We start from the raw sequence: 21,963 nt of genomic DNA, 5'->3' as shown, positions 1-21,963 counted from the left end.
TGCTGCAGGCTACTCCGGCAAGCCGGCCGCAGCGAGGTCCGTCACAAGGGCGGCGAGATAATCCGGGTGCATGCTTTTCCAGTTCTTCTTCAGGTGATCGAGCGTGACGCCCGGCCAGGCTTCGTGCAGCCTGGCGATGATGTCTGCGGCCTCACGGAGCCGTTTCTGCCGGACAAGAATCGCCGCATAGATCATGGGCCCGACGGGGCCGGTCTGCTGTCCTGTCGCGACGTGATGGCCCACTCTTGCCGCCTCGTCGATGTCGCCAAGCATGTAAAGGCACATGCACTTCATCATATGCTTGAACTCGTGAAACGGGCCTTTTGGACTGAGCCGTATCGACATGTCGATCGGCGCCAGCGCGCCGGCTGCGTCGCCGTTCCAGATATGCGCCAAGGCAAGACACATGACGGCCATGGAGGAACTCGGATTGAGCGCGACGGCTTCTTCCGCCTGATCGATCGCCAGTTCTGTTTGCCCCTGAAGCATCAGAACCCTGCTGAAGGCGACACGCGGCAGGCTGTCCGTCTCGTCGAGGGAAACGGCGAGCGTCGCCTCCTGGTTGGCGATTTCCAGATCCTTTTCAGGCATATCGGTGACGCACACGGTTACGTCGCGGCATAGGATGATCGCGCGCAGGGCGTGGGCTGCGCTGTAATTGGGCGTGTCCTTGATGATGTCTGTCAGGAGCCGCTTGGCGTGTTCCGTATGATCGTCCGTCGCCCGGTATACGTGCCACAGAGCGTCCTGATAGCGTTCCCAGACGCCCAGATGTTCGGCAGAGCGTTGCGTGCGCTGGCGCTCGGTGAGCTTGAGTTGGGAATCGATATTGGCTGCTATGGTGTCGGCGATCTGCTCCTGCAGGTCGAACACGTCGACAATGGCGTCATCGAACCGTTCCGCCCAGATGTGCTGGCCGGTGCGCGCGTCGATCAGCTGGACGGAAATGCGAATGCGTGAGCGGGCCTTGCGCACGCTTCCGGTCACGACATAGTGCACGCCGAGTTCCTGTCCGATGCGCATGACATCGGCTTCCTGATCCTTGTAGGTAAAAGACGAGCCGCGCGAGATGACCATAAGCCAGTCGACATGCGACAACGCCGTGATGATCTCCTGCGTGACGCCGTCGGAGAACCGCTCCTGGCGGACGTCTCCGCTGAGGTTCTTGAACGCCAGCACCGCGATCGACGGCTTTGCCGGTAGCGGAGGATGCTCGGTGTCGCGGTGTCTCGACGCGTGAGGCGCGTCGCTTTGGGGCGGCGCGGCCGATGTCGACACGACCGTTTCGGACGACGGAACGGACAGGATGAAGTTCGACCCGTGTTTCGGCCAGTCGATGGAATTGTGGTTGAGGTAATCCTTGAGGTTTTGCGCCGCAAACAGAAAAGCCATACGACGGCTTTTGTCAGGCAACATCTTGTGGGTGAAGTTCAATCCCGCGGCGACCCGCGCAAGCAGGTACTGGTTCTGCATATAGGAAATGCGTGACTGATGGTGATCCCGGACCCAGTCCGTCAGCCCGTTCTGCCACTCCTTCATCAGTTCAAGCAAGCCGAGATCGTCGCCTCTGGGATCGATAGCCGTGCTTTGTTCTTCAAAGGGCCTGAGGTGATAGAGAAGCGACTGCCAGTTCGTCGCGTCGGTGTATTCGCGAGACATCAGAAGGTGGCTGATCTCAAAATAGGCGTGGTCGTAGAACAGGAACTGGCTGTTCTCGTACATGGCCAGATCGATGAGGTAGTAGGTGGTCGGGCTGTTCTTCGCCGTGCTCGCCAGGACATTGTACCCGTGGAGGTCTCCGTGGGATTGACCCATGACGGCGCGCAATCTCAAGCGACTGCCGAAATCGGCGTGTCTTGCCGCAAACGCCAAAGGATTGGGATACCAGCGACCTTCGAACACGAAGCTGCTGTCGTCGGGCGCGACGCCGCATGTGTCGTTGACAAAAGCGTGGATGCGTCCGCCATTGTTCGGATCCATCCGATAGTCGAGCCAGTTCCACAGCAGATCCTGGGGCGATCGAAGTCCTTCGGAAAACGTGTAGCCCGCATTCCAGCCTTCGAGCAGACCGAGCGACAAATCCAGTACGACGCTCAATTGTCTCCGGTGCGAACATTCCGCCCATGGAGTAGCGAATTCCAGGCCCTGGCCGGCGATCGTGGACAGAATGGCGAGGCTGTCGCCGTGATGCAGCGTGTGCAGGATCCTCGGCAAATGGGTTGCGGCGTATTCCGGAGCCGTTTCGTAGGCGAGTTGATGCCGCTCGTCCTCGTCGCGTTCCTTTTTCCCGGAATCGCTCGAATGGTCGAATTTCAGAATCGCCTGGCCGTTGAACTCGCTGCTGTTGATGTCGGTCGTATAGACGGCGGCGCCGGATTTGCCGCTGAGCTTGTGGTGAAGATAGATTTCATTGCCCACGCCCCATTTTTCCTGAAGCAGAGGTTTCAGGTCCATATAGGCTTCTGGCCACGGAAGCCCGAGATGAGCATTCGCGCTTTCTTCTCCCATGGCGTCCTTTCCAACAGGCAATCTTGACCGGTAAAATCAGGCGTTGATGAATATGAGGCGGTTACGCGTCGCGCCTTCCGGCAACGTTCGATACATCAGATAAAATCGCCGCAGAATCAACCTTTCGGAGAGAATCTTTCAGGTCATTTGGCGTTCGTTGTCTCTGGCTCCGCCGGATGATAAACGAACAGCAAGGGGCAAAAGGTGATGGTTTGGAGCGGTTCCAGGGAGAGGCGGTCGATGGCGGCGTTGTTTTATCTTGAAAAGGTCGAAACGGCGGGATTGGCGCAATGAATGTTGCGTTGTGGCTGAAAAGGGCGGCGCAGCTTTACCCTCACGCGCCGGCGCTCCTGAAAGGCGAGCGCGTTGTCGCCACCTATGAAGAGTTCTACCGCCGCGCCAAAGGACTGGCGGGCGCCTTGCAGACCCGGTACGCGATCGGCGAAGGCGACCGCGTCGCCATCTTCATGGCGAATGCGACCGAATATCTGGAGGTCATGAACGCCGTCTGGATCGCGGGCGCCACAGTGGCGCCGATCAATGCGAAACTGCACCCCCGCGAGGCAGCGTGGATCATCGAGAATTCCGGCGCCAAACTCATTATCAGCGCCGGCAAGGATCTGGCGGGGATCAGCAAGGAGGCCACCGTCGCGGGGCTCCCTCTTATCGACGTCAACAGCGACGCCTACACCGGCCTCTACGACGCGGATCCTGTCGCCGAACCGCTGCGTCAGCGTCACAGTAACATCGCCTGGCTTTTCTACACCTCCGGGACGACGGGTCGTCCGAAAGGCGTGATGCTGACCCATGGCAATATACTTGCAATGACGCTGACCTATTTCAACAGCGTGGACGACACAAGCCATTCCGACTGCACGCTCTACGCCGCCCCGATATCGCATGGAGCGGGATGCTACAGCTTCGCCTTCACCTTGCGCGGCGCGCGTCATATCGTTCCGGAGTCCGGAGGTTTCGATCCCGCGGAAATCGTGACCCTTGCGCCTAAATTGAAGCAGTTGTGCCTGTTCGCGGCGCCGACGATGGTGCGTCGCCTGGTGGACCATGCAAAATCGGTTGGCTATGACGGCGAGGGGCTGAAGACCGTGGTTTATGGCGGCGGGCCCATGTATGTGGCCGATATTATCGAGGCGGTGGACGTGCTTGGGCCGCGCTTCGTGCAGATTTACGGCCAGGGCGAGAGCCCGATGACGATTACCGCGCTGTCCCGTGAGTTGATTGTCGACAGGACGCATCCGCGATGGCGCGAGCGCCTTGGCTCGGTAGGCGTGGCGCAAACTTCTGTCGAAGTCATCGTTGCGGACGAGGAGGGCAATGAACTGCCCCATGGTGAAATCGGCGAAATCCTGGTGTACGGAACACCGGTCATGAAAGGCTATTGGGAAAACGAAGCCGCGACCCGCGAAACGATCCGCGACGGCTGGCTGCGGACCGGCGACATAGGGACGATGGACGAGGATGGTTTCGTCACCCTGCATGACCGGTCCAAGGACATGATCATTTCCGGGGGAACCAATATCTATCCCCGTGAAGTGGAGGAGGCGTTGCTGACGCACGCCTCCGTGGCGCAGGTTTCGGTCGTCGGCAAACCCGATCCAGAATGGGGGGAAACAGTCGTCGCTTTTGTCGTGGCCGAAAAAGGACACACACTGGACGACGCAGAACTGGACCGGCATTGCCTCGATCAGATTGCGCGGTTCAAGCGGCCGAAACAGTATGTCCACCTGCCGGATCTGCCCAAGAACGCCTACGGCAAGGTGCTGAAGACGGAACTGCGGCATATGCTGGCATAGGACGGTTAGCCGGAGGTTGGCGTCTCCCCATAGGCCTCGCAGGTTTTCGGCAGCTGGTTCGGGGTGGCGCGGTCGGTGATCACATGGACGGGTCTGCTTCTGTGACGCATGCGACAGGCCGCCAGATCAGAGCGACGATCAAGGATGGGGCGCACATTCCTGCTTTGCCAGTCATCGATGATCCAGATACGGCCCTCACGCTCGATCGTGGCGGCTATCAGGCGCTCCAGTTCTTCGTCCGAACCGGGGCCGGGCGTCACTTCGATGGACTCATCCAGCGAGAATTCATAGTCGAGAATGATCTTGACCGTGAGAACGCGGTTCGGAGGATAAACCACCAGCACGTCGGAATCCTTGCGCGCCTCCAGCATGTGTTCCACGGAGTTGCGCCAGAGGCGCTGGGTATGTGGCCAGAAATACGCATTCGCCGCCTGCAACAAGAGACCTGAAAGCAGTATGAGGAGCAGGCCAGCGCCAATGCGCTTGCGCCAGACATAGTCGGTGCTGATGGCGATCAGCGCGAACACCCCGGGCGTAGTCAGAAAGAAATATCGGTCAACCATCAGGCTGGTCTTGAAACTGATGAGGACGTAGAGGATTGGCAGTGAAATTGCGGCCGGCAGCGCCGTCCAGAACAGCGCTCTGTGTCGGGATCGCAGCAGAAAGGCGCTCAAAACCAGCACGACGCCTGCCACGGCGATGATTGATTCCAGCGTCTGGGACGCGCTTGTCCATGAGGGATCGATTGAAGAGAACGTGCGGGATACGACACGAGAGAAAGTGTCGAACGAGAGGGGAGATCTCCTGTCCACCCAATAGGAATCGGATTTACGAATGATCGCCGACGACAGCAGCCATGAAAACAGCGCCGCCGACGCCAGACCCGGCAACATCGCCCGCCACCATCTGGCGAGGAATGTCCTGCTTCGTCTGAGATCTGCATTGAGCAGCGGCGTGAAAGACAACGCCACCACGTAAAGCGCCCCCGACATGAGAACAGCCGGAGCAAGCGCCGTGGAGACGGAGAGAATAATCCAATGCCTTAGCGGGGTTTCCGGCTGGCCGATCGCATCCTGTTCTTTGGCAAGCGTGCGCGCGAGAATGACGAGCAGGCTGGCCATGCCAAGCATCATCAGCATCACAAGCAGGGCGTAGGGCCTGGCGAAATGCGCGAGATATATCCATCCCGGGCATGTCATGAGGCCGATCGCGTATATGTTGGCAATCCGTTTCGATATCGCAGAGCCGAGCGCGGCGACCATCACGCCAAAACCGATCGCCGAGAAAAGCGACGAGGGATAGCGAAGGATATGCGGGTCGTCGCTAATGGAATACAGCGGTTTGACGAGCCAGAAATAGACTGGCGAATGCGTCGCCCCCAGGCGCTCGCGGGCGATTTCCGACCAGGTTTCCTGAACGACGCGGTAAGTAATGACCTCGTCTACGTGAAACTCCAGATTGCCACTGGTCGCGACAAACAGGGCAAACGCGATGAGACCCCAGGCAAGACCGAGGTACAAAGACTCGTTGGCTGGTTTAGTGGATTTGGTTCGCACGTTTAATTTGCTCGCGCCGCGGTTGTTTCGGGCGTGGGAAACTTGGAAATTTTTCATTTAAAAATTGTAAATACAATCACTACATCAGGTTCCGGGTGGGGTAGGTACTGTTATTCCGGTTGAAATGACAGTAGCAACTGTTCTATCCACCGTTCGGGAGAATAATCCGCAGTTTACCGGATCTGTCCTGTAATATTGGTGATCGACAAGAGATCCGTGTGAGCAACATACTTGGTATTTCCGCATTCTATCATGACAGCGCCGCCGCGATTCTTGTCGATGGCCAGATCGTCGGGGCTGCGCAGGAAGAGCGTTTCAGCCGCATAAAACATGACGCCGGATTTCCGGTGCATGCGATCTCGTACTGCCTGGAAGCCGCAGGTCTGACTTTAAGCGAGATCGACCGCATCGTCTTCTACGACAAGCCGATCCTGAAATTCGAGCGCCTTCTTGAAACCTATGTTTCCTATGCGCCTTCCGGCATTCGCTCCTTCATCGCGGCGATGCCGGTGTGGCTGAAGGACAAGCTGTATCTGAAGCAGGCGATCCGCGAAGACCTGGCCGAACTCGGCGACATGAAGAATAAGGACCTGCCGCCGCTTCTGTTCGCCGAACATCACCAGTCGCACGCCGCGTCTGCCTTCTATCCAAGCCCGTTCGAACGCGCCGCCGTACTGTGTCTCGACGGGGTGGGCGAGTGGGCGACGACCTCGGTGTGGGTCGGGAACGGCCGAGAACTGACACCGCTGTGGGAAATCGACTTTCCGCATTCGCTCGGACTGCTCTATTCGGCCTTTACGTATTACACCGGGTTCAAGGTGAATTCCGGCGAATACAAGCTCATGGGCCTCGCGCCCTATGGCGAGCCGACCTATGTGGACGCCATTCTCGACAATCTGATTGACCTGAAGGACGACGGCACCTTCCGGCTCGACATGAGCTATTTCAATTACGCGACCGGACTGACCATGACGAACAAGCGCTTCGATGCGCTTTTCGGTGGTCCGCCACGCAGGCCGGAAAGCCCGATCAGCCAGCAGGAAATGGATATCGCCGCCTCGATCCAGCAGGTCACGGAAGAGGTGGTGCTGCGACTGGCGAAGACGGTTCATGAGGAAACCGGAGAGACGGCGCTGTGCCTCGCCGGCGGCGTGGCGCTGAACTGCGTAGCGAACGGGCGTCTTTTGAGAGAGGGGCCGTTTGACGATATCTGGGTGCAGCCGGCGGCCGGCGACGCAGGCGGCGCGCTTGGCGCGGCGCTGCTTGGCTGGCATGTCTACGAGCAGAAGGAACGGATCGCGGTTCCTGGCGACGCCATGCGAGGCAGCTATCTCGGACCTGAATTCGACGACGAAGCGATCAGGACCGCGCTTGACGCCGCAGACGCCAGGTATCAGCGGCTCGACGACCCGGAACTGATGTCGCGTCTGGCCGGTCTCATGGGCGAAGAAAAGGTCGTCGGCTGGTTCCAGGGGCGTATGGAGTTCGGCCCGCGCGCGCTCGGAGGCCGGTCGATCATCGGCGATCCGCGATCGGCGAAGATGCAGTCGGTCATGAACCTCAAGATCAAGTACCGGGAATCGTTTCGGCCCTTTGCGCCTTCGGTTCTGCGCGAGCGCGTGTCGGACTATTTCGACATGGATGCCGATAGCCCGTACATGCTGATCGTCGCAGATGTGCGGAAGGATTTGCTGGTTGAGCTCGATGAAGAACAGCAGAAGCTGAGCGGCATCGACAAGCTGAATCTCAAACGCTCGCAACTGCCGGCGATCACCCATGTGGACAATTCGGCGCGCATCCAGACCGTGCATGAGGGCACCAATCCGCGTTACCACGCGCTTCTGAAGGCCTTTGAGGCGCAGACCGGATGCGGTGTTCTGGTCAACACGTCCTTCAACGTGCGGGGCGAACCGATCGTGTGCACGCCTGCAGACGCCTATCGGTGTTTCATGCGCACCGAGATGGACGTTCTGGTGGTCGGCAACTTCCTTCTGCTGAAAGAGGATCAGACGCCCTGGGAGAAGGACGAGGCCTGGAAAGAGGAGTTCGCACTGGATTGACCCGCGACACATCCCTGACCGCAAAACAATTGAGGCGTTTCGCCTGGATACTGGCGGCGCTGTTCGCATTTTTCGGATGCGTGCTGCTGCCCTGGCGCTGGCAGACGCCGACGGTCACGGCGTCTGCCGTCATCGCCGCGGTGCTCCTCGTCTGGAGCCTGGTTGCGCCCATGTCGCTCGCGCCCGTCTATCGCGGCTGGGAACGGTTCGGCAATGTGCTCGGCTGGATCAACAGCCGGATCATTCTGGGCGTCCTGTTTTTTCTGATTGTTACGCCAACGGCTCTCATCATGAAGTTGATTGGCAAGGATCCGATGCATCGCAGCCGCGACGCTGCAGCGACAACCTACCGAATTATGCGGCAGAAGCCGCCGAAAGACACTGACCTGGAAAGGCCATACTGATGATCGAACTGCTATCCGATCTTTGGGGATTCATGCGGGAGCGCCGCAAATTCTGGCTGGCGCCCATCATCATCATTGCGGTGCTGCTTGGCGCGCTGCTCGTCTTTGCGCAGGGCTCCGTGGTCGCCCCCTTCATCTATACGCTGTTCTGAGGTGGCGTCCGGCATGAAAAAGGCGCTTGGCAACATCCTGCTTATCCTGGCGAGCATCGTCTTCACGCTGCTGGCGGCCGAGGCGGTGTTGCGCATCGTTCCTTTGGATATCGCCGGCAGCGCCGGAGGCGATCGCGGCTACTTCTCGCGTTTCGATCCGGAACTCGGGTGGGCGCCGCTGCCTTCGGTCGAGCAATATCACGTCGACCACGGGTTTTCCGTGACGGTGCTGCAGAACGCCATGGGGTTGCGCGCGTCGCGGGAGCATGCCTTCGAGGACAAGACCGACCAGCGCAGAATTCTGGTGCTTGGCGACTCCTATGTGTGGGGCTACGGCGCCGACCAGGAGGATATTTTCACCGAGCCCTCGGCGCATGGCGACGAAACTGTCGAAATGATCAATCTGGGCGTTTCAGGCTATGGAACCGACCAGGAACTGCTTTTCTACGAGAAGCTCGGCAAGCAATTCGACGTTGACGAGGTGGTGCTTGCCTTCACCACCTACAACGACATTCTCAACAACATGTTCGCCGAACAATATGGCTATCAAAAGCCGTATTTCACAGATGAGAACGGTTTGACGCTGCATGACGACCACGTGGTCGATCGCACGGCGCGCAGTATCGGATTCTGGTTCCGGGACAACAGTCGCGTCGTGGCGCTTGCCGAGACCGGTTTTCTCAATCTGAAACATCTCTGGCAGTCCCGTTTTGGCGACGACGAACCCTTCGCTCATCCCCGCAACCGGGTGCTGGGGCCCCGCGCAATCCGTCCGATCGACAGCCAGGGCGTCGACCTGACGGTTCGGTTGATCGAGCGGCTGCGCGACGACGTGGAAGCCGCCGGCGCCGAATTTTCGCTTGTGTTCATCCCCTACAAACCGAATGTCCTGGCTCTGCAGGCCGAGGATCATCCGCTGGTCACGGCGATGACGCCGGCGCTGTCAGAGGCGGGAATTGATTGCTATGATCCCTATGCGATGTTCGTGGAAGCCGCGCGCGACGGCGCGAGCCTTTTCAACGAACGCGACAATCACTTCAACGCGAAGGGACACGAGATCTTCGGCAAGGTGATTACGGATCGGCAATTGCGCGAAACGGTCAGCGTATGCCAGTAAGCGGATCGGCTACAGCATCTGGTAATGCAGGTCGAACATGATCCACAGCGTTCCGCCGATCATGAGGAAAATCAGCACGCCGGCGAAGGCGAGCGCGAGCAGGTTTTCCTTTGCCGTGGTGCGGTAATTGATGTGAAGGAAATAGACCAGGTGCACCACCACCTGCACGATCGCCGTGACGGCGACGACAAGGAGCGTGGTCCTTACGGAGAACCAGCCGGCCCAGGCGAAAGCGAAGGGAATGGCTGTGAGAACGAGCGCGACGACATAGCCCGTCAGATAGCTGCTCAAGGTGTGGGTTCCGGCGTTCGAATTGCTCATCACAGCACTCCCGGCAGATAGACGACGGAAAAGATACCGATCCAGACGATATCGAGGAAATGCCAGAACATGGCGAGCCGGGTGAGGCGAGAGCGCACGGGCGGCGTCAAACCTTTCACAGCGACCTGGCATATCATCACGAAAATGCCGAGTGAGCCCAGCGTGACGTGAACGCCGTGGGTTCCGACCAGCGTGAAGAAAGCAGTGAGCATGCCGCTGCGATCCGGACCGGCGCCCGCGGCGATCATGCCGCTGAATTCGGCGAGTTCCATGCCGACGAAGCCAACGCCAAGGATCATGGTGACGGCGAGCCAAAGCATGACCCGCGTCGCCTGACCAGCCCTCATGGCGAGCGATGCAAACCCGAATGTCAGTGTTGATGTCAGGAGCAGAAATGTCTCGCCGGCGGTGTGGCCGAGGCTGAAGAGGTCCTTTTGCGTCGGGCCGTCCGAGTAGTTCTCGATCATCACCACATAGGTGGCGAAGGCGAGCGCGAAGATCAGCGAGTCCGTCATGAGATAGACCCAGAAGCCGAATTCGCGATCCTCGTATTTGGATTCTTCTCCGTGAACGGCGCCGTGTGCGGTTGCTTCCAGGCTCATGTCATGCGCTCCCGGGAACAGGGCTGCCGTCGGGGACGGGGGTTTCGGAGGCCCCGATCACCGGATGCGGCGGTTGCGACGCGATGATTTTCAGGCGCTCTTTCTCGATTGCCTCAACGTCCGCTGCAGGAATGATATGCTCGTCGTCGTCATTGCTGCTCTTGATGATCAGGCAGGCGACCACGACGACAAGGCTGACGACCGCCAGCCACCACATATGCCAGATCATGGCGAAGCCGAGGACGAAACCAAATCCGCCGATGATGAGGCCAAGCGGGGTGTTGTCGGGCATCTCGATATCTTCGTACCGCTCCGACGCGGCGTATGCGAGGCCGCGCTTCTTCATGTCGTGAAACGCGTCGATTTCCTCGACGGTGGGAACGATCGCGAAATTGTAGACGGCGGGCGGCGACGCGGTCGCCCATTCCAGCGTCCGGCCGTTCCATGGGTCGCCTGTCAAATCCATGTTCTTGGCGCGGTCGCGCACGCTCACCCAGAGCTGGACGCCGATGCAGATCAGGCCGATCATGACGAGCACGGCGCCGAAGGCCGCGAAAATCAGATAGGGCTGCCATTCCGGCACGTCATAATGTTCCATGCGGCGCGACATGCCCAGGAAGCCGAGAACGTACAGCGGCATGAAGGCGCAGTAAAAACCGCTTATCCAGAACCAGAAGGAGCGCTTGCCCCATTTCTCGTCGAGCTTGAAGCCGAAGGCTTTCGGGAACCAGTAGTTCATGCCGGCGAAATAGCCGAACAGCGCGCCCGGTATCAGCATGTTGTGGAAGTGGGCGACCAGGAAGGTCGAATTGTGCATAAGATAGTCGGCCGGCGGAAGCGCCAGCAGGACGCCCGTCACGCCGCCAATGACGAAGGTGACAATGAAGCCGATCGTCCAGTACATCGTGCTGTGCATGATGATGCGGCCGCGATACATCGTGAACAGCCAGTCGAACACCTTCACCCCGGTGGGCACCGCGATGATCATCGTGGCGATGCCGAAAAAGGCGTTGACGCTCGCGCTCGATCCCATGGTGAAGAAGTGGTGCAGCCAGACCGTGAAGGAGAGAAACCCGATCGCCGCCGTGGCGTAGACCAGCGATTCGTACCCGAACAGGCGCTTCTGGGAAAATGTCGCGACCACTTCCGAATAGACGCCAAAGGCAGGCAGGATGAGGATATAGACCTCCGGATGGCCCCATATCCACAGCAGGTTGATGAAGTTCATCATGTTCCCGCCGTCGCCATTGGTGAAGAAGTGCATGCCGAAAATGCGGTCCAGGCCGAGCATGACGGCGACAACGGTTAGCGCCGGAAAGGCGAAGGCCATCAGCAGCGCGACGACAAGCGACGTCCACGAAAACATCGGCATCTTCATCAGCGTCATGCCGGGCGCGCGCAGCCGCAAGATGGTGACGATGAAGTTGATGCCCGTCATGGTGCTGCCGACGCCGCTGACAAGCAGCGCCCAGAGCCAGTAGTCGACGCCGACGCCGGGGCTGTATTCGATGCCGGAATAGGGCGGATAGCCGGTCCAGCCGGCCGTCGAAAACTTGCCTATGACAAGCGAGACAAGAACCAGTCCAGCGCCTGAGGCGGTGAGCCAGAGGCTCACGGAGTTCATGAACGGGAAGGCGACGTCGCGCGCGCCGATCTGCTGCGGCACGACAATGTTGATCAGTCCGGATACAAAGGGCATCGCCATGAAGAAGATCATGATCGTGCCGTGCGAACTGAAGATCTGGTCGAAATGGTCCGGTGGAAGATAGCCCTCATTGCCCATGGCGAAGGCTTGCTGCATGCGCATCATGATGGCGTCGACAAAGCCGCGGACGAGCATAATCAGCGCGAGAATGATGTACATTACGCCGATGCGCTTGTGGTCCACGCTTGTCAGCCAGTCATTCCACAATGGCTTCCAGAAATTGAACCAGGCGACGAGCGCAAGGGCGCCGGCGCCGCCGAGCACGGTCACTCCGGCTCCCGTCATCGCGACCCAGCTGTAAAAGGGCAGGGCGTCAATCGTCAGTATGCCGAACATTGGCGTCCTCCCTCAGGCTGGCGAGCTTCGGCGCGACCGGTTCCGATTGGGCCGTGGCTGAACAGATCAGGTTGCGGTGGTCCTGGTTCATCGCATATTTCAGCAGGATCGAACCGAACAGGCCTGGCGCGAAACTCGAATAATACTCGACTTCATGCTTGATCGTGGGCTTGGCCAGCTGTGTGTAGGCGGCCTCGTCCAGTCCCGTTTCGGACTGCTTGACCTTCTCGACCCAGGCTTCGAAATCCTCATTGGACATGGAATGAGCCTGAAACCATTGTTCGGCGAACCCGTCGCCGCTGTACTGGGTGTTGCGCCCGCGGAATGTCCCGGTCGAATCCGCAACCAGGTGAAGCTGCGTTGTCATACCGGCCATGGCGTAAATCTGACCCGCCAGCGACGGGATGAAAAAGGAATTCATCACCGTGTCGGAGGTGATCTTGAAGTTCACCGGCCGATCGACCGGCATAGCGAGTTCATTGACGGTCGCGACCCCGTACTGTGGATAGACGAACAGCCATTTCCAGTCGAGCGCAATGGCCTGAACCTCAAGCGCCGGCTCGCTGCTCGCGAGCGGTTTGTAAGGATTCAGTTTGAAGGTCGCGTTCCAGAGCAGGTAGCCGAGAACGATGACGATAATGGCCGGCACGATCCAGATGATGGCGTCAATTCCGACCGAATACCCCCAGTCTGGAGCATATTTCCCTTTTCCTCCGTCGGCCCGATACCGCCAGACGACGAGAAAGGCCATGATGAAGACCGGTATGACGACGATCATCATCACGAAAAGGGCTGCGAACAAGAGATCCCTCTCCGCGAGAGCGATCGGACCCTTAGGGTAAAGTATGGGCGCTGTGTTGAGACCGCAGCCCGACAGAAAGATCAGGAAAAGCGACGTTAGAAGCAAACGTATCGGCAGCGTTTTCGGAAGTCGAATCAAAACCGCACCCCTCGCACCCGCGTCGAATCAGAAATCTGAACGCAAAAATCGCATACGAACTTAAAAGCATAGTTGCATGACACGTCAACATGTCTGGAACCATTAAAAAAAACCGGAGACATCGTTTGATGCTCCGGTAGAGATAGAGGGATGTTCTCCCGCAAGGGAGTGGTTGAGGGGCAGGCCTTTAGTTGAGTAGGGCCTTTCCCAATTCGGGCGAGGCTTCTTCCAGCCTCTGGAGCCGGGCAATCAGCGCGACGTTTCTGCAATAGGTCGGCGGCGTGTCCAGCGTATCGTTCTGCGACAGAAGATTGTCGCAGTCGCCGGCCTGAGCGCAGCCCATGCAACGCTGAACGGCCCGGCGGGAAATTTCGGACGAATGGGGCAGATCAAACAATGTCTGTTGAACGCCGAGCTTTCTCATCATGGCGTGAAACAGCCGATTATGCTTCGAAAGCCTGGCCAGATATGATTTGACGCCCATTCGCTCCTCCGGAACCGGAAATTGAGGTTGAATAGATGCTTATCAGCCTGGTCGCGCGGTCCATTTGATCCATGTCAAGGATTTGCGCAGTTTGCCTGAGCCCGCAGCGCCGCGACGGACCGCAGGGAAAAGCTTGAACCATCATTGCCGATCGTTTAACCGGTAACGCAACATCCCGATCCTCCCAACGTTCAGCGACTTCACATGACCATCATCGACACGCGCACGCCTGACCCAAAACGACTGATCGCCGGTTCAACCGGTGACTGGGAAGTCATCATCGGGCTCGAGGTTCATGCCCAGGTCACCTCCAATTCCAAGCTTTTTTCGGGCGCTTCCACGGAATTCGGCAAGGAGCCGAACGCCAATGTGTCGCTCGTCGACGCGGCGATGCCGGGCATGCTGCCGGTGATCAACGAGGAATGCGTCAAGCAGGCCATTCGCACCGGGCTTGGACTAAAGGCGAAGATCAACAACCGGTCGGTTTTCGACCGGAAGAACTATTTCTATCCGGACCTGCCGCAGGGCTACCAGATCTCCCAGTTCAAGGACCCGATCGTCGGCGAGGGCGCGATCATTATTTCCGTGGGCCCGGACTCCAGCGGCAATTTCGAGGATATCGAGGTTGGCATCGAACGTCTGCATCTCGAACAGGACGCCGGCAAGTCGATGCACGACCAGCACCCGTCCATGAGCTATGTCGACCTCAACCGTTCCGGCGTCGCTCTCATGGAAATCGTGTCGAAGCCGGACATGCGGTCTTCCGACGAGGCCAAGGCCTATGTCGGCAAGTTGCGCACAATCGTCCGCTATCTCGGAACCTGCGACGGCAACATGGACGAGGGATCGATGCGCGCCGACGTGAACGTCTCGGTGCGCAAGGTCGGCGACGATTTCGGCACGCGCTGCGAGATCAAGAACGTCAACTCGATCCGGTTCATGGGACAGGCGATCGAATACGAGGCGCGCCGCCAGATCGAGATACTGGAAGACGGCGGCGAGATTGAACAGGAAACGCGGCTCTTCGACCCGGCCAAGGGCGAAACCCGCTCCATGCGCTCCAAGGAAGAAGCGCACGACTATCGCTATTTCCCCGACCCGGATCTGCTCCCGCTGGAATTCGACGACGCCTATGTCGAGGCGCTTGCCGCCGGACTTCCCGAACTGCCGGACGACAAGAAAGCCAGACTGATGGCGGACATGGGGCTGTCGGCCTACGACGCGTCGATCCTCGTTTCGGAAAAGGCGATTGCGGATTATTTCGAGGACGTCGCGCAAGGCCGGGACGGCAAGTCGGCTGCAAACTGGGTCATCAATGATCTCCTGGGCGCTCTCAACAAGGCCGGCAAGGGCATTGGAGAAACGCCGGTCACGGCGGATCAACTCGGCGCCATCCTGGATCTCATCAAGGAAGGCGTCATCTCCGGCAAGATCGCCAAGGACCTGTTCGAAATCGTCTGGGAAGAGGGCGGCGACCCGACAAAGATCGTCGAGGAACGCGGCATGAAGCAGGTGACCGACACCGGCGCCATCGAGGCCGCGGTGGACGAAGTGCTTGCGGCCAACCCCGACAAGGTGGAACAGGCGAAGGAAAAGCCGTCCATGGCCGGCTGGTTCGTCGGCCAGGTGATGAAGGCGACCCAGGGCAAGGCCAATCCGCAAGCCGTGAATGCGCTCGTCAGGCAGAAGCTGGGGATCGACTAATCGAAACGGACACCGTCTTCTACATCAGGACGGCCGGAGAACGCGATTTGCCGGAGATCCGCGAATTGATCGTGGAAACCTGGCATGACGCATACGATCCTCTCTACGGCGCCGCGGAAGTCGAGCGGATGACATCCGAGTGGAGCTCGATCGAGCGTTTGCGGCAGGATATGGCGCGACCCGATTCCGAGTTCATCGTCGCCGACACCGGCGAGGCTATCGCCGGAATGGCCTATGCCGCCAGTTCAGATGAGGGACGGACTGTCCTGCTTTATCAGATCTGCGTGCTACCGCGGTTTCAGGCAAGAGGCGCGGGATCCGCTCTTCTCGACGAACTGGGTGGTTGCTTTCCGCAAGCCCGGTCCATGCGTCTCCACGTGGAGCATGCCAACAGCAAGGCGATCGAGTTCTTCCGACGCCGCGGTTTTGTCAGAACCGGCAAGGCGGCGAGTCTCGATGAAGGCGGCGGGTCCGGCCAGTCGCTCGAATTCGAGAAAAGCCTTTGAATCATATCAAGGACGCTTTTTACCGGTGACCATGCTGCGAGGGAGATTCTCTTTGTGGACGAAACTGGCAAGCGCGACGCCTCCCAGATGGAAGAGAATAAGAACGAGGGTCAGATTTGCGCTGACCTCGTGAATTTCTTCCCAAAAATCGTCCTCACGTTTTCTCTCCGCGCCATTGTTTCGGTCTTCGGAGCTGTGGCGCTCTCTATTCGTCGGGGTCTGTGAAATGATCCCGGCTAGCGGACCTTCACCATCCTTGGCTGCGAAGTTGGCCATGCCGCTGAACGTCGTAACGGCCAACATCACCAGAATCGCAACCGTCATGGCGCCGCCAGCCGGACTGTGGCCAATATAGCGTCTGGATTTCCGCGCTATCAGACCGCGGAGATAGGCGAATACGGCGCTTGGGCCGGTCACGAAATCGGAGAACCGCGCATGTTTCGGACCGACAAAGCCCCATAGGACGCGAATGACGACGACAGTCGCGATTGAATAACCGGCCCAGGTATGCAGCCACTCGGGCTCGCCTTCCGTCAGATATGCGATTGTAAACGCAATCACAAGAATCCAGTGGCCGATTCTGACTATCGGATCCCAAACGGTAATCTTTTCCATGTTCGGAGGTGAGGCTTTGCCATCCATCGTCAAATCCTTTACATGCGCGATCTGACATGCGCATGGTGCGAATATACATCAATATGATTGTCGCCGACTTTGATTTGTCGCAAACCGGAAAAGCGCGCCTCGAACGAGCGCAGCGTCACCGAATGGGCGCATTCGCGTGCAATCAGGGCTCATCCGCTGGACAATCGCCGATATGCGCGGCATAAGCGGACGAGTTCGATCGCGGGCAAAAGAGGTTTCTGATGACGATCAGCCTGGTTCAAGTCTTTGGGTGGTGGCACAAGGCGACCATCGGAACGCTGTTTCACACCTGGCGCAAGGGCGAACGGGTGGGTGAAGACGAATTCGGCAACGTCTACTATCAGGGCGGCAAGGATTCGGAGGGCCGCACGCGCCGCTGGGTCATCTATAACGGACCGGCCGAGGCGTCCGCGATTCCCCCCGGTTGGCACGGATGGATGCATCACAGGACCGACGTTTCGCCTGCAGACGAGCAATACAAGCCGCGCGACTGGCAATTGCCCCATCTGCCGAACATGACCGGCACGGCCGCGGCCTATCGTCCGAAGGGATCTATCCTCAATCCTGCCGAACGTCCGCGCGTGACAGGCGACTATGACGCCTGGTCGCCGGAAAGCTGACATCGGAAAGCCCGCGGCATATGAACACGAAGCCCCGCATTTCTCTCTCTCGCGCGATCGCGCTTTCGATCTGTATGGTTGTGGCGGGCGTTGCGACCCCGGCTGGCGCGCAGTCTGAAGTCGAAATTCGGGATCTGGATCTGGAGGCCCCTCCGGCGGACGGTTCAGGCACAGAACAGATGGACACCGGAGTCGAGAGCGAGCAGCTGGAACCGGCGCGCGACCCGCGCATCGCAAACAAGGTCGCCGTATTCTCGGGCCTCGACAAGATCACCGGCCGCATCATCACATTCGACGTCTACATCAACGAGACCGTCCAGTTCGGCGCGCTTCAGGTGACGCCCAGGGTCTGCTATTCGCGTGAAGAAACGGAACAGCCGAAAACGACGACGTTTGTCGAGGTCGATGAAATTACGCTCGACCGCAAGATCCGGCGGATATTCACCGGCTGGATGTTCGCCGATTCGCCGGGCCTCAACGCCGTCGATCATCCGGTCTACGACGTCTGGCTGAAAAACTGCCGGATGGATTCCGACGTGCCGCCGCCATCAGCGACGAACTGATCCTGCGACTAAAACTCAGCGTCGATCAGCAGGGCTTCCTCCAGCATTTCGCGATAGACGCTTTTCGGCACTTCAATCGCCCCGAAACGCTCCAGATGCTCCGTCGTGAACTGCGTGTCGAGCAGCACGAAGCCACTCTCCATGAGATGGCGCACCAGATGGACGAGGCAGACCTTGGACGCGTCGGGCGTCCTGGAGAACATGCTTTCTCCGAAAAACGCGCCCCTGAGGGAAACGCCGTATAATCCGCCCACGAGCTTGTCGTCTTTCCACGCCTCGACGCTGTGTGCATGGCCCATGTGATGCAACTCGGTGTAGAGTTGCCGTATTGTGCCGTTGATCCAGGTGTTGAGGCGTCCCGGCGCCGGTTCGGCGCATCCGTCCATGACGGCTGTGAAGGCCGTATTTCTGCGGATTTCGAACCGCTTTTGCCGAACGACCTTCTTCAAGCTCTTCGGAATATGGAAGTCGTCGAACGGGATGATCCCGCGCATCTCCGGCTCCACCCAGAATACGTCCGGGTCGTCGGCTGAATCCGCCATCGGAAAAAGGCCGCAACTATAGGCCTTCAGCAGGAGCTGCGGAGTGATATTCGATCGATCACCACTCCCGTGCATCGTAAATGATTACCCCTGGTTTCCGGCCAGGTACTTCTCCAGCCAATGGATATCGTAGTCGCCGCTTGCGATATCGGGATTGGAAAGCAGATCGCTGAACAACGGGATGGTGGTATTGATGCCGTCGATGACGAATTCGCCAAGCGCGCGACGCAGTCGCATCATCGCCTCGGGACGCGTGCGGCCATGCACGATAAGCTTGCCGATCAGACTGTCGTAGTAAGGCGGGATCTTGTACCCCTGATAGACGCCCGAATCCACGCGCACGCCGAGACCGCCAGGAGGGTGGTAGTGCGTAATCGTGCCGGGTGACGGCGTGAAGGTCCTGGGATCCTCGGCGTTGATCCGGCACTCGATCGCGTGGCCGGTGAAGTGGATCTCGTCCTGGGTGACGGAGAGACCGTCGCCAGAAGCGACGCGGATCTGTTCGTTGACGAGGTCTATGCCGGTGATGGCTTCCGTGACGGGGTGCTCGACCTGCAGACGGGTGTTCATTTCAATGAAATAGAACTCGCCGTTCTCGTACAGGAATTCCACCGTGCCTGCGCCGCGATATTTCAGCTTCTGCATGGCGCGCGCGCAGATCATGCCGATCTTGTCGCGCAGTTCCGGCGTCAGTGCGGGAGAATTCGCCTCTTCCCAGATCTTCTGGTGACGGCGCTGCAGCGAGCAGTCGCGTTCTCCGAGATGAACTGCGGCGCCTTCGCCATCGCCCATCACCTGAACTTCGATGTGACGCGGGTGTCCCAGATATTTCTCGATATAGACGGAACTGTTTCCAAAGGCCGCCTCGGCCTCCTTTTGCGCCGTTGCAAGCGCCACCGCCAATTCGCTTTCGTTCCGGGCGACTTTCATGCCGCGGCCGCCGCCGCCGGCGGTCGCCTTGATCAGGACCGGGTAACCGATTTCGGCGGCCACGCGTTTCCCGGCGGCTGCGTCGGTCACTTCGCCGTCGGATCCCGGAACGACCGGTATGCCAAGTTCCTCCGCCGTTTTCTTGGCGGTGATCTTGTCGCCCATCAAATGGATGTGCTCCGCGGTCGGCCCGATGAATGTGATGCCGTGAGCTTCCAGAATTTCGGCGAATTTCGCGTTTTCCGACAGGAAGCCGTATCCCGGATGAACCGAATCCGCGCCGGTGATTTCACAGGCCGCCACGATCTGGTGGATATTGAGATAGCTGTCACGGCTTGCGGGCGGCCCGATGCAGACGCTTTCATCGGCCAGCCTGACATGCATGGCGTCGGCGTCTGCGGTCGAATGGACCGCAACGGTGCTTATGCCGAGTTCCTTGCAGGCCCGCAAAACGCGGAGGGCGATTTCGCCGCGATTGGCTATGAGAACTTTCGAGAGCATCATGCGATCCTACTCGATGACGAGAAGCGGTTCGCCGAACTCGACGGGCTGGGCGTCCTCAACAAGTATCGCAGTCACCTTGCCGGAGCGCGGGGCCGGTATCTGGTTCATCGTCTTCATGGCTTCGATGATCAACAGCGGCTCGCCTTCCGAAACCGCCTGGCCAATTTCGACGAAGGGGCGCGCGTCGGGCGAGGGCGCGAGATAGGCGGTTCCGACCATCGGCGCGGTGACGGCGTTGGAAAGATCGTTCGCCGCAGGCGTGGCGACGCCGGAGGCGGCGGGGGCTGCTGTCGGCGCCGGCGCGGGCGCTGCTTGTTGCGACGGCGGCGCGTAGTAGGTGACGGAACTTTCGCGGCTTCGGGAAACCCGGATGCGAAGATCGTCCTGTTCGATTTCTATTTCGGTCAGATCGGTTTCGTTCAGTATCGTCGCCAGATCGCGAACGAGATCCTGATCGATCCCTGATTTTTTTGTTGCCATAAAAATGGGCCCTTCACTTTTTTATTTGCCTGTCATGTCGGCCAGCGCCCGCAGGGCCAGCATATAGCTGCCTGGGCCGAAACCGCAAATGACGCCCTTCGACACAGGGGCTGTCATGGAAACATGACGGAACGCTTCTCTAGCATGAATATTGGACAGATGCAGCTCGACGACCGGGATGTCGATAGAGCGGATTGCGTCGTGCAACGCTATGGATGTGTGCCCGTAGGCGCCTGGATTGAGCGCAACGCCGTTAGCCTTGTCGCCGGCTTCCTGCAGCCAGTCCACCAGCACGCCTTCGTGGTTGCTCTGCCGAAAATCGATCTTGAATCCAAGTGTTTCGCCGAGATTGTGGCAGTCGGCTTCAATGGCATCCAATGTCTTCCCGCCATAGATTCCGGGTTCTCTCTTGCCGAGGGCGTTGAGATTCGGTCCGTTCAGGACATAGACGGTGGAAACCATTGTGCCAGACTATCCTCGATCGTCGCAGACCCCGACATATAGACGGGCAAATTCGGCAGGAAAAGCCCTGACTTAGGGTTCTTGGCTAATTGATATTCGAAACTTGTTGAAATTATAAGGCAGGCGAATTCAACGAACGTAGCATTGTCGTGGCGCGTGAACGGCGCGCACAGGCGCCGTTCGCATACGATGCGCGATCAGCAGGTGGCGCTGTCGCAATTCCTGACGTTTTCGATCTTGCTTGCAAGCTGCTGCACGCCGACCGCGCCGAACACTGTTTCGTCGCCCACAACGTAGGAAGGCGTTCCGGATATTCCCAGCATATCCGCAAGCTGGAAGGTTTCACGATACCCCTGTTCTATCGACGGGTCGTCCATCGCCGCCTTCAACGCGTCTTCGTCGACGCCCAGCGACAGCGCGATTTCCATGGCGGATTCTTCATTGGCCCTGCCGTGACCGCCTAGCAAGGAGCGGTGAAACTCCGCGTAATGCTCTGGCGCCACAATGTGCAGGGCGCCCGCCACCCGGTGCGCCGCGACCGAGTCTTCTCCGAGAATCGGAAATTCCTTCAGTACAAACCGAACATCCGAATTGTTCGCCAGGATGTCTTCCATGTCCTTGAGCGCGCGCTTGCAGTATCCGCAGTTGTAGTCGAAGAACTCGACGATCGTGATTTCGCCTTCCGGATTGCCGAGAATGACGTTGTTCGGCGAATTGAAAATGGCGTCGCTCGCATTGGCGATGATGTCCTTGGATTTTTCCTTCTGCAGGATTTCCTGCTTGGCCTCATAGGCTTTCTGGACCTCGAAGAGGATTTCCGGATTTGCTATCAGGTATTCCCGAATGAATGCGCCAAGTTCTTCCTTTTCCGAATCGTCGAGCGCCTGGGAAGGCAGCACGACGCAAATCGATGCGATGACGGCAAAAAGGAGTGTCGCGAAGCGTTTTGTCATTGATCGAATCATTGGGTCCTCTCGATGCGCCGAACCAGACCGGCGGTTACTTCTGCAG

The 21,963-nt window shown here is 58.9% G+C and carries 22 protein-coding genes; 9 read left to right on the top strand and 13 right to left on the bottom strand.

Features of this window, described 5'->3' with window-relative positions:
* Positions 1-9: 9 nt before the first annotated feature.
* Positions 10-2,508, bottom strand: a complete 2,499-nt coding sequence (locus K1W69_RS24415) for a hypothetical protein (protein ID WP_220231091.1) — start codon at positions 2,506-2,508, stop codon at positions 10-12.
* Positions 2,509-2,798: 290 nt separating this feature from the next.
* Between K1W69_RS24415 and K1W69_RS24410 the strand changes: the two genes are divergently transcribed.
* Entirely contained in the window at positions 2,799-4,319 is a 1,521-nt protein-coding gene (locus tag K1W69_RS24410; protein WP_220231090.1) for an AMP-binding protein, read from the top strand.
* Between the two features lie 5 nt (positions 4,320-4,324).
* On the opposite strand, the gene K1W69_RS24405 is transcribed toward K1W69_RS24410, so the two are convergent.
* Entirely contained in the window at positions 4,325-5,875 is a 1,551-nt protein-coding gene (locus K1W69_RS24405) for a glycosyltransferase family protein (protein WP_220231089.1), read from the bottom strand.
* Between the two features lie 218 nt (positions 5,876-6,093).
* On the opposite strand from K1W69_RS24405, the gene K1W69_RS24400 reads away from it, so the two are divergent.
* Genes K1W69_RS24400 through K1W69_RS24385 form a run of 4 tightly spaced genes read left to right on the top strand, consistent with a single transcriptional unit; the run spans position 6,094 to position 9,608 of the window.
* The gene (locus K1W69_RS24400; RefSeq protein ID WP_370688309.1) at positions 6,094-7,935 is read left to right on the top strand and encodes a carbamoyltransferase family protein; all 1,842 of its coding nucleotides are present in this window, start codon (positions 6,094-6,096) and stop codon (positions 7,933-7,935) included.
* Positions 7,932-8,339 carry an SxtJ family membrane protein gene (locus K1W69_RS24395; RefSeq protein ID WP_220231088.1) on the top strand — a complete coding sequence of 136 codons (408 nt, stop codon included), beginning with the start codon at positions 7,932-7,934 and terminating at the stop codon, positions 8,337-8,339. The genes K1W69_RS24400 and K1W69_RS24395 overlap by 4 nt, the downstream gene beginning before the upstream one ends.
* Before the next feature lie 2 nt (positions 8,340-8,341).
* A complete protein-coding gene (locus tag K1W69_RS24390; RefSeq protein ID WP_220231263.1) occupies positions 8,342-8,491 on the top strand; it encodes a DUF5989 family protein in 150 nt (49 codons plus the stop codon).
* Positions 8,492-8,504: 13 nt separating this feature from the next.
* On the top strand, positions 8,505-9,608 hold the full coding sequence (locus K1W69_RS24385; protein WP_220231087.1) for an SGNH/GDSL hydrolase family protein: 1,104 nt from the start codon (positions 8,505-8,507) through the stop codon (positions 9,606-9,608).
* Between the two features lie 9 nt (positions 9,609-9,617).
* On the opposite strand, the gene cyoD is transcribed toward K1W69_RS24385, so the two are convergent.
* The 5 genes from cyoD to K1W69_RS24360 all read right to left on the bottom strand — a co-directional run bounded on the left by cyoD (position 9,618) and on the right by K1W69_RS24360 (position 13,996).
* Complete coding sequence (gene cyoD / locus K1W69_RS24380; protein ID WP_220231086.1) at positions 9,618-9,929, bottom strand: cytochrome o ubiquinol oxidase subunit IV; 312 nt, start codon at positions 9,927-9,929, stop codon at positions 9,618-9,620.
* Positions 9,929-10,531, bottom strand: a complete 603-nt coding sequence (gene cyoC / locus K1W69_RS24375; protein ID WP_220231085.1) for a cytochrome o ubiquinol oxidase subunit III — start codon at positions 10,529-10,531, stop codon at positions 9,929-9,931. Before cyoC ends, cyoD begins: the two co-directional genes overlap by 1 nt.
* A gap of 1 nt (position 10,532) precedes the next feature.
* A complete protein-coding gene (cyoB, locus tag K1W69_RS24370; RefSeq protein ID WP_220231084.1) occupies positions 10,533-12,572 on the bottom strand; it encodes a cytochrome o ubiquinol oxidase subunit I in 2,040 nt (679 codons plus the stop codon).
* Positions 12,550-13,479 (bottom strand): ubiquinol oxidase subunit II, encoded by a 930-nt coding sequence (cyoA, locus tag K1W69_RS24365; protein ID WP_258571359.1) that lies wholly within the window; start codon positions 13,477-13,479, stop codon positions 12,550-12,552. The genes cyoB and cyoA overlap by 23 nt, the downstream gene beginning before the upstream one ends.
* Before the next feature lie 220 nt (positions 13,480-13,699).
* Positions 13,700-13,996: a DUF6455 family protein gene (locus tag K1W69_RS24360; protein ID WP_220231083.1), complete on the bottom strand. Its 297-nt coding sequence runs from the start codon at positions 13,994-13,996 to the stop codon at positions 13,700-13,702.
* 204 nt (positions 13,997-14,200) lie between these two features.
* On the opposite strand from K1W69_RS24360, the gene gatB reads away from it, so the two are divergent.
* Positions 14,201-15,700, top strand: coding sequence for an Asp-tRNA(Asn)/Glu-tRNA(Gln) amidotransferase subunit GatB (gene gatB, locus K1W69_RS24355; RefSeq protein ID WP_220231082.1), 1,500 nt, complete (start codon positions 14,201-14,203; stop codon positions 15,698-15,700).
* Between the two features lie 47 nt (positions 15,701-15,747).
* On the top strand, positions 15,748-16,206 hold the full coding sequence (locus K1W69_RS24350; RefSeq protein ID WP_258571343.1) for a GNAT family N-acetyltransferase: 459 nt from the start codon (positions 15,748-15,750) through the stop codon (positions 16,204-16,206).
* 6 nt (positions 16,207-16,212) lie between these two features.
* Here K1W69_RS24350 and K1W69_RS24345 read toward each other — a convergent pair whose 3' ends face one another.
* A complete protein-coding gene (locus tag K1W69_RS24345) occupies positions 16,213-16,848 on the bottom strand; it encodes a cytochrome b/b6 domain-containing protein (RefSeq protein ID WP_220231081.1) in 636 nt (211 codons plus the stop codon).
* Positions 16,849-17,072: 224 nt separating this feature from the next.
* Between K1W69_RS24345 and K1W69_RS24340 the strand changes: the two genes are divergently transcribed.
* Both K1W69_RS24340 and K1W69_RS24335 read left to right on the top strand, forming a co-directional pair.
* A complete protein-coding gene (locus K1W69_RS24340) occupies positions 17,073-17,471 on the top strand; it encodes an NADH:ubiquinone oxidoreductase subunit NDUFA12 (RefSeq protein ID WP_220231080.1) in 399 nt (132 codons plus the stop codon).
* 179 nt (positions 17,472-17,650) lie between these two features.
* Entirely contained in the window at positions 17,651-18,034 is a 384-nt protein-coding gene (locus K1W69_RS24335; protein WP_220231260.1) for a DUF2155 domain-containing protein, read from the top strand.
* A gap of 8 nt (positions 18,035-18,042) precedes the next feature.
* Here K1W69_RS24335 and aat read toward each other — a convergent pair whose 3' ends face one another.
* The 5 genes from aat to K1W69_RS24310 form a co-directional block, all read right to left on the bottom strand.
* On the bottom strand, positions 18,043-18,651 hold the full coding sequence (gene aat, locus K1W69_RS24330; RefSeq protein WP_220231079.1) for a leucyl/phenylalanyl-tRNA--protein transferase: 609 nt from the start codon (positions 18,649-18,651) through the stop codon (positions 18,043-18,045).
* Between the two features lie 9 nt (positions 18,652-18,660).
* Positions 18,661-20,007 (bottom strand): acetyl-CoA carboxylase biotin carboxylase subunit, encoded by a 1,347-nt coding sequence (accC, locus tag K1W69_RS24325; protein WP_220231078.1) that lies wholly within the window; start codon positions 20,005-20,007, stop codon positions 18,661-18,663.
* A 9-nt stretch (positions 20,008-20,016) separates the two neighbouring features.
* Positions 20,017-20,490, bottom strand: a complete 474-nt coding sequence (accB, locus tag K1W69_RS24320) for an acetyl-CoA carboxylase biotin carboxyl carrier protein (protein ID WP_220231077.1) — start codon at positions 20,488-20,490, stop codon at positions 20,017-20,019.
* A gap of 21 nt (positions 20,491-20,511) precedes the next feature.
* Positions 20,512-20,952 (bottom strand): type II 3-dehydroquinate dehydratase, encoded by a 441-nt coding sequence (aroQ, locus tag K1W69_RS24315; protein ID WP_220231076.1) that lies wholly within the window; start codon positions 20,950-20,952, stop codon positions 20,512-20,514.
* A gap of 197 nt (positions 20,953-21,149) precedes the next feature.
* Complete coding sequence (locus K1W69_RS24310) at positions 21,150-21,905, bottom strand: DsbA family protein (protein WP_220231075.1); 756 nt, start codon at positions 21,903-21,905, stop codon at positions 21,150-21,152.
* Positions 21,906-21,963: the final 58 nt, after the last annotated feature.

This window comes from Flavimaribacter sediminis (genome assembly GCF_019492055.1).
GTDB lineage: Bacteria > Pseudomonadota > Alphaproteobacteria > Rhizobiales > Rhizobiaceae > Flavimaribacter > Flavimaribacter sediminis.
Note: the sequence above shows the minus strand (reverse complement) of the source record. Positions and strands in the feature narration are given on the sequence as shown.

What these genes read in the sequence shown, in the direction of transcription:
- K1W69_RS24415 (WP_220231091.1), bottom strand. Translation starts at nt 2,508, where the DNA reads ATGGGAGAAGAAAGCGCGAATGCTCATCTCGGGCTTCCGTGGCCAGAA.
- K1W69_RS24410 (WP_220231090.1), top strand. Translation starts at nt 2,799, where the DNA reads ATGAATGTTGCGTTGTGGCTGAAAAGGGCGGCGCAGCTTTACCCTCAC.
- K1W69_RS24385 (WP_220231087.1), top strand. Translation starts at nt 8,505, where the DNA reads ATGAAAAAGGCGCTTGGCAACATCCTGCTTATCCTGGCGAGCATCGTC.
- cyoD (WP_220231086.1), bottom strand. Translation starts at nt 9,929, where the DNA reads ATGAGCAATTCGAACGCCGGAACCCACACCTTGAGCAGCTATCTGACG.
- cyoC (WP_220231085.1), bottom strand. Translation starts at nt 10,531, where the DNA reads ATGAGCCTGGAAGCAACCGCACACGGCGCCGTTCACGGAGAAGAATCC.
- cyoB (WP_220231084.1), bottom strand. Translation starts at nt 12,572, where the DNA reads ATGTTCGGCATACTGACGATTGACGCCCTGCCCTTTTACAGCTGGGTC.
- K1W69_RS24360 (WP_220231083.1), bottom strand. Translation starts at nt 13,996, where the DNA reads ATGGGCGTCAAATCATATCTGGCCAGGCTTTCGAAGCATAATCGGCTG.
- gatB (WP_220231082.1), top strand. Translation starts at nt 14,201, where the DNA reads ATGACCATCATCGACACGCGCACGCCTGACCCAAAACGACTGATCGCC.
- K1W69_RS24345 (WP_220231081.1), bottom strand. Translation starts at nt 16,848, where the DNA reads ATGGATGGCAAAGCCTCACCTCCGAACATGGAAAAGATTACCGTTTGG.
- K1W69_RS24340 (WP_220231080.1), top strand. Translation starts at nt 17,073, where the DNA reads ATGACGATCAGCCTGGTTCAAGTCTTTGGGTGGTGGCACAAGGCGACC.
- K1W69_RS24335 (WP_220231260.1), top strand. Translation starts at nt 17,651, where the DNA reads ATGGACACCGGAGTCGAGAGCGAGCAGCTGGAACCGGCGCGCGACCCG.
- aat (WP_220231079.1), bottom strand. Translation starts at nt 18,651, where the DNA reads ATGCACGGGAGTGGTGATCGATCGAATATCACTCCGCAGCTCCTGCTG.
- accC (WP_220231078.1), bottom strand. Translation starts at nt 20,007, where the DNA reads ATGCTCTCGAAAGTTCTCATAGCCAATCGCGGCGAAATCGCCCTCCGC.
- accB (WP_220231077.1), bottom strand. Translation starts at nt 20,490, where the DNA reads ATGGCAACAAAAAAATCAGGGATCGATCAGGATCTCGTTCGCGATCTG.
- aroQ (WP_220231076.1), bottom strand. Translation starts at nt 20,952, where the DNA reads ATGGTTTCCACCGTCTATGTCCTGAACGGACCGAATCTCAACGCCCTC.
- K1W69_RS24310 (WP_220231075.1), bottom strand. Translation starts at nt 21,905, where the DNA reads ATGACAAAACGCTTCGCGACACTCCTTTTTGCCGTCATCGCATCGATT.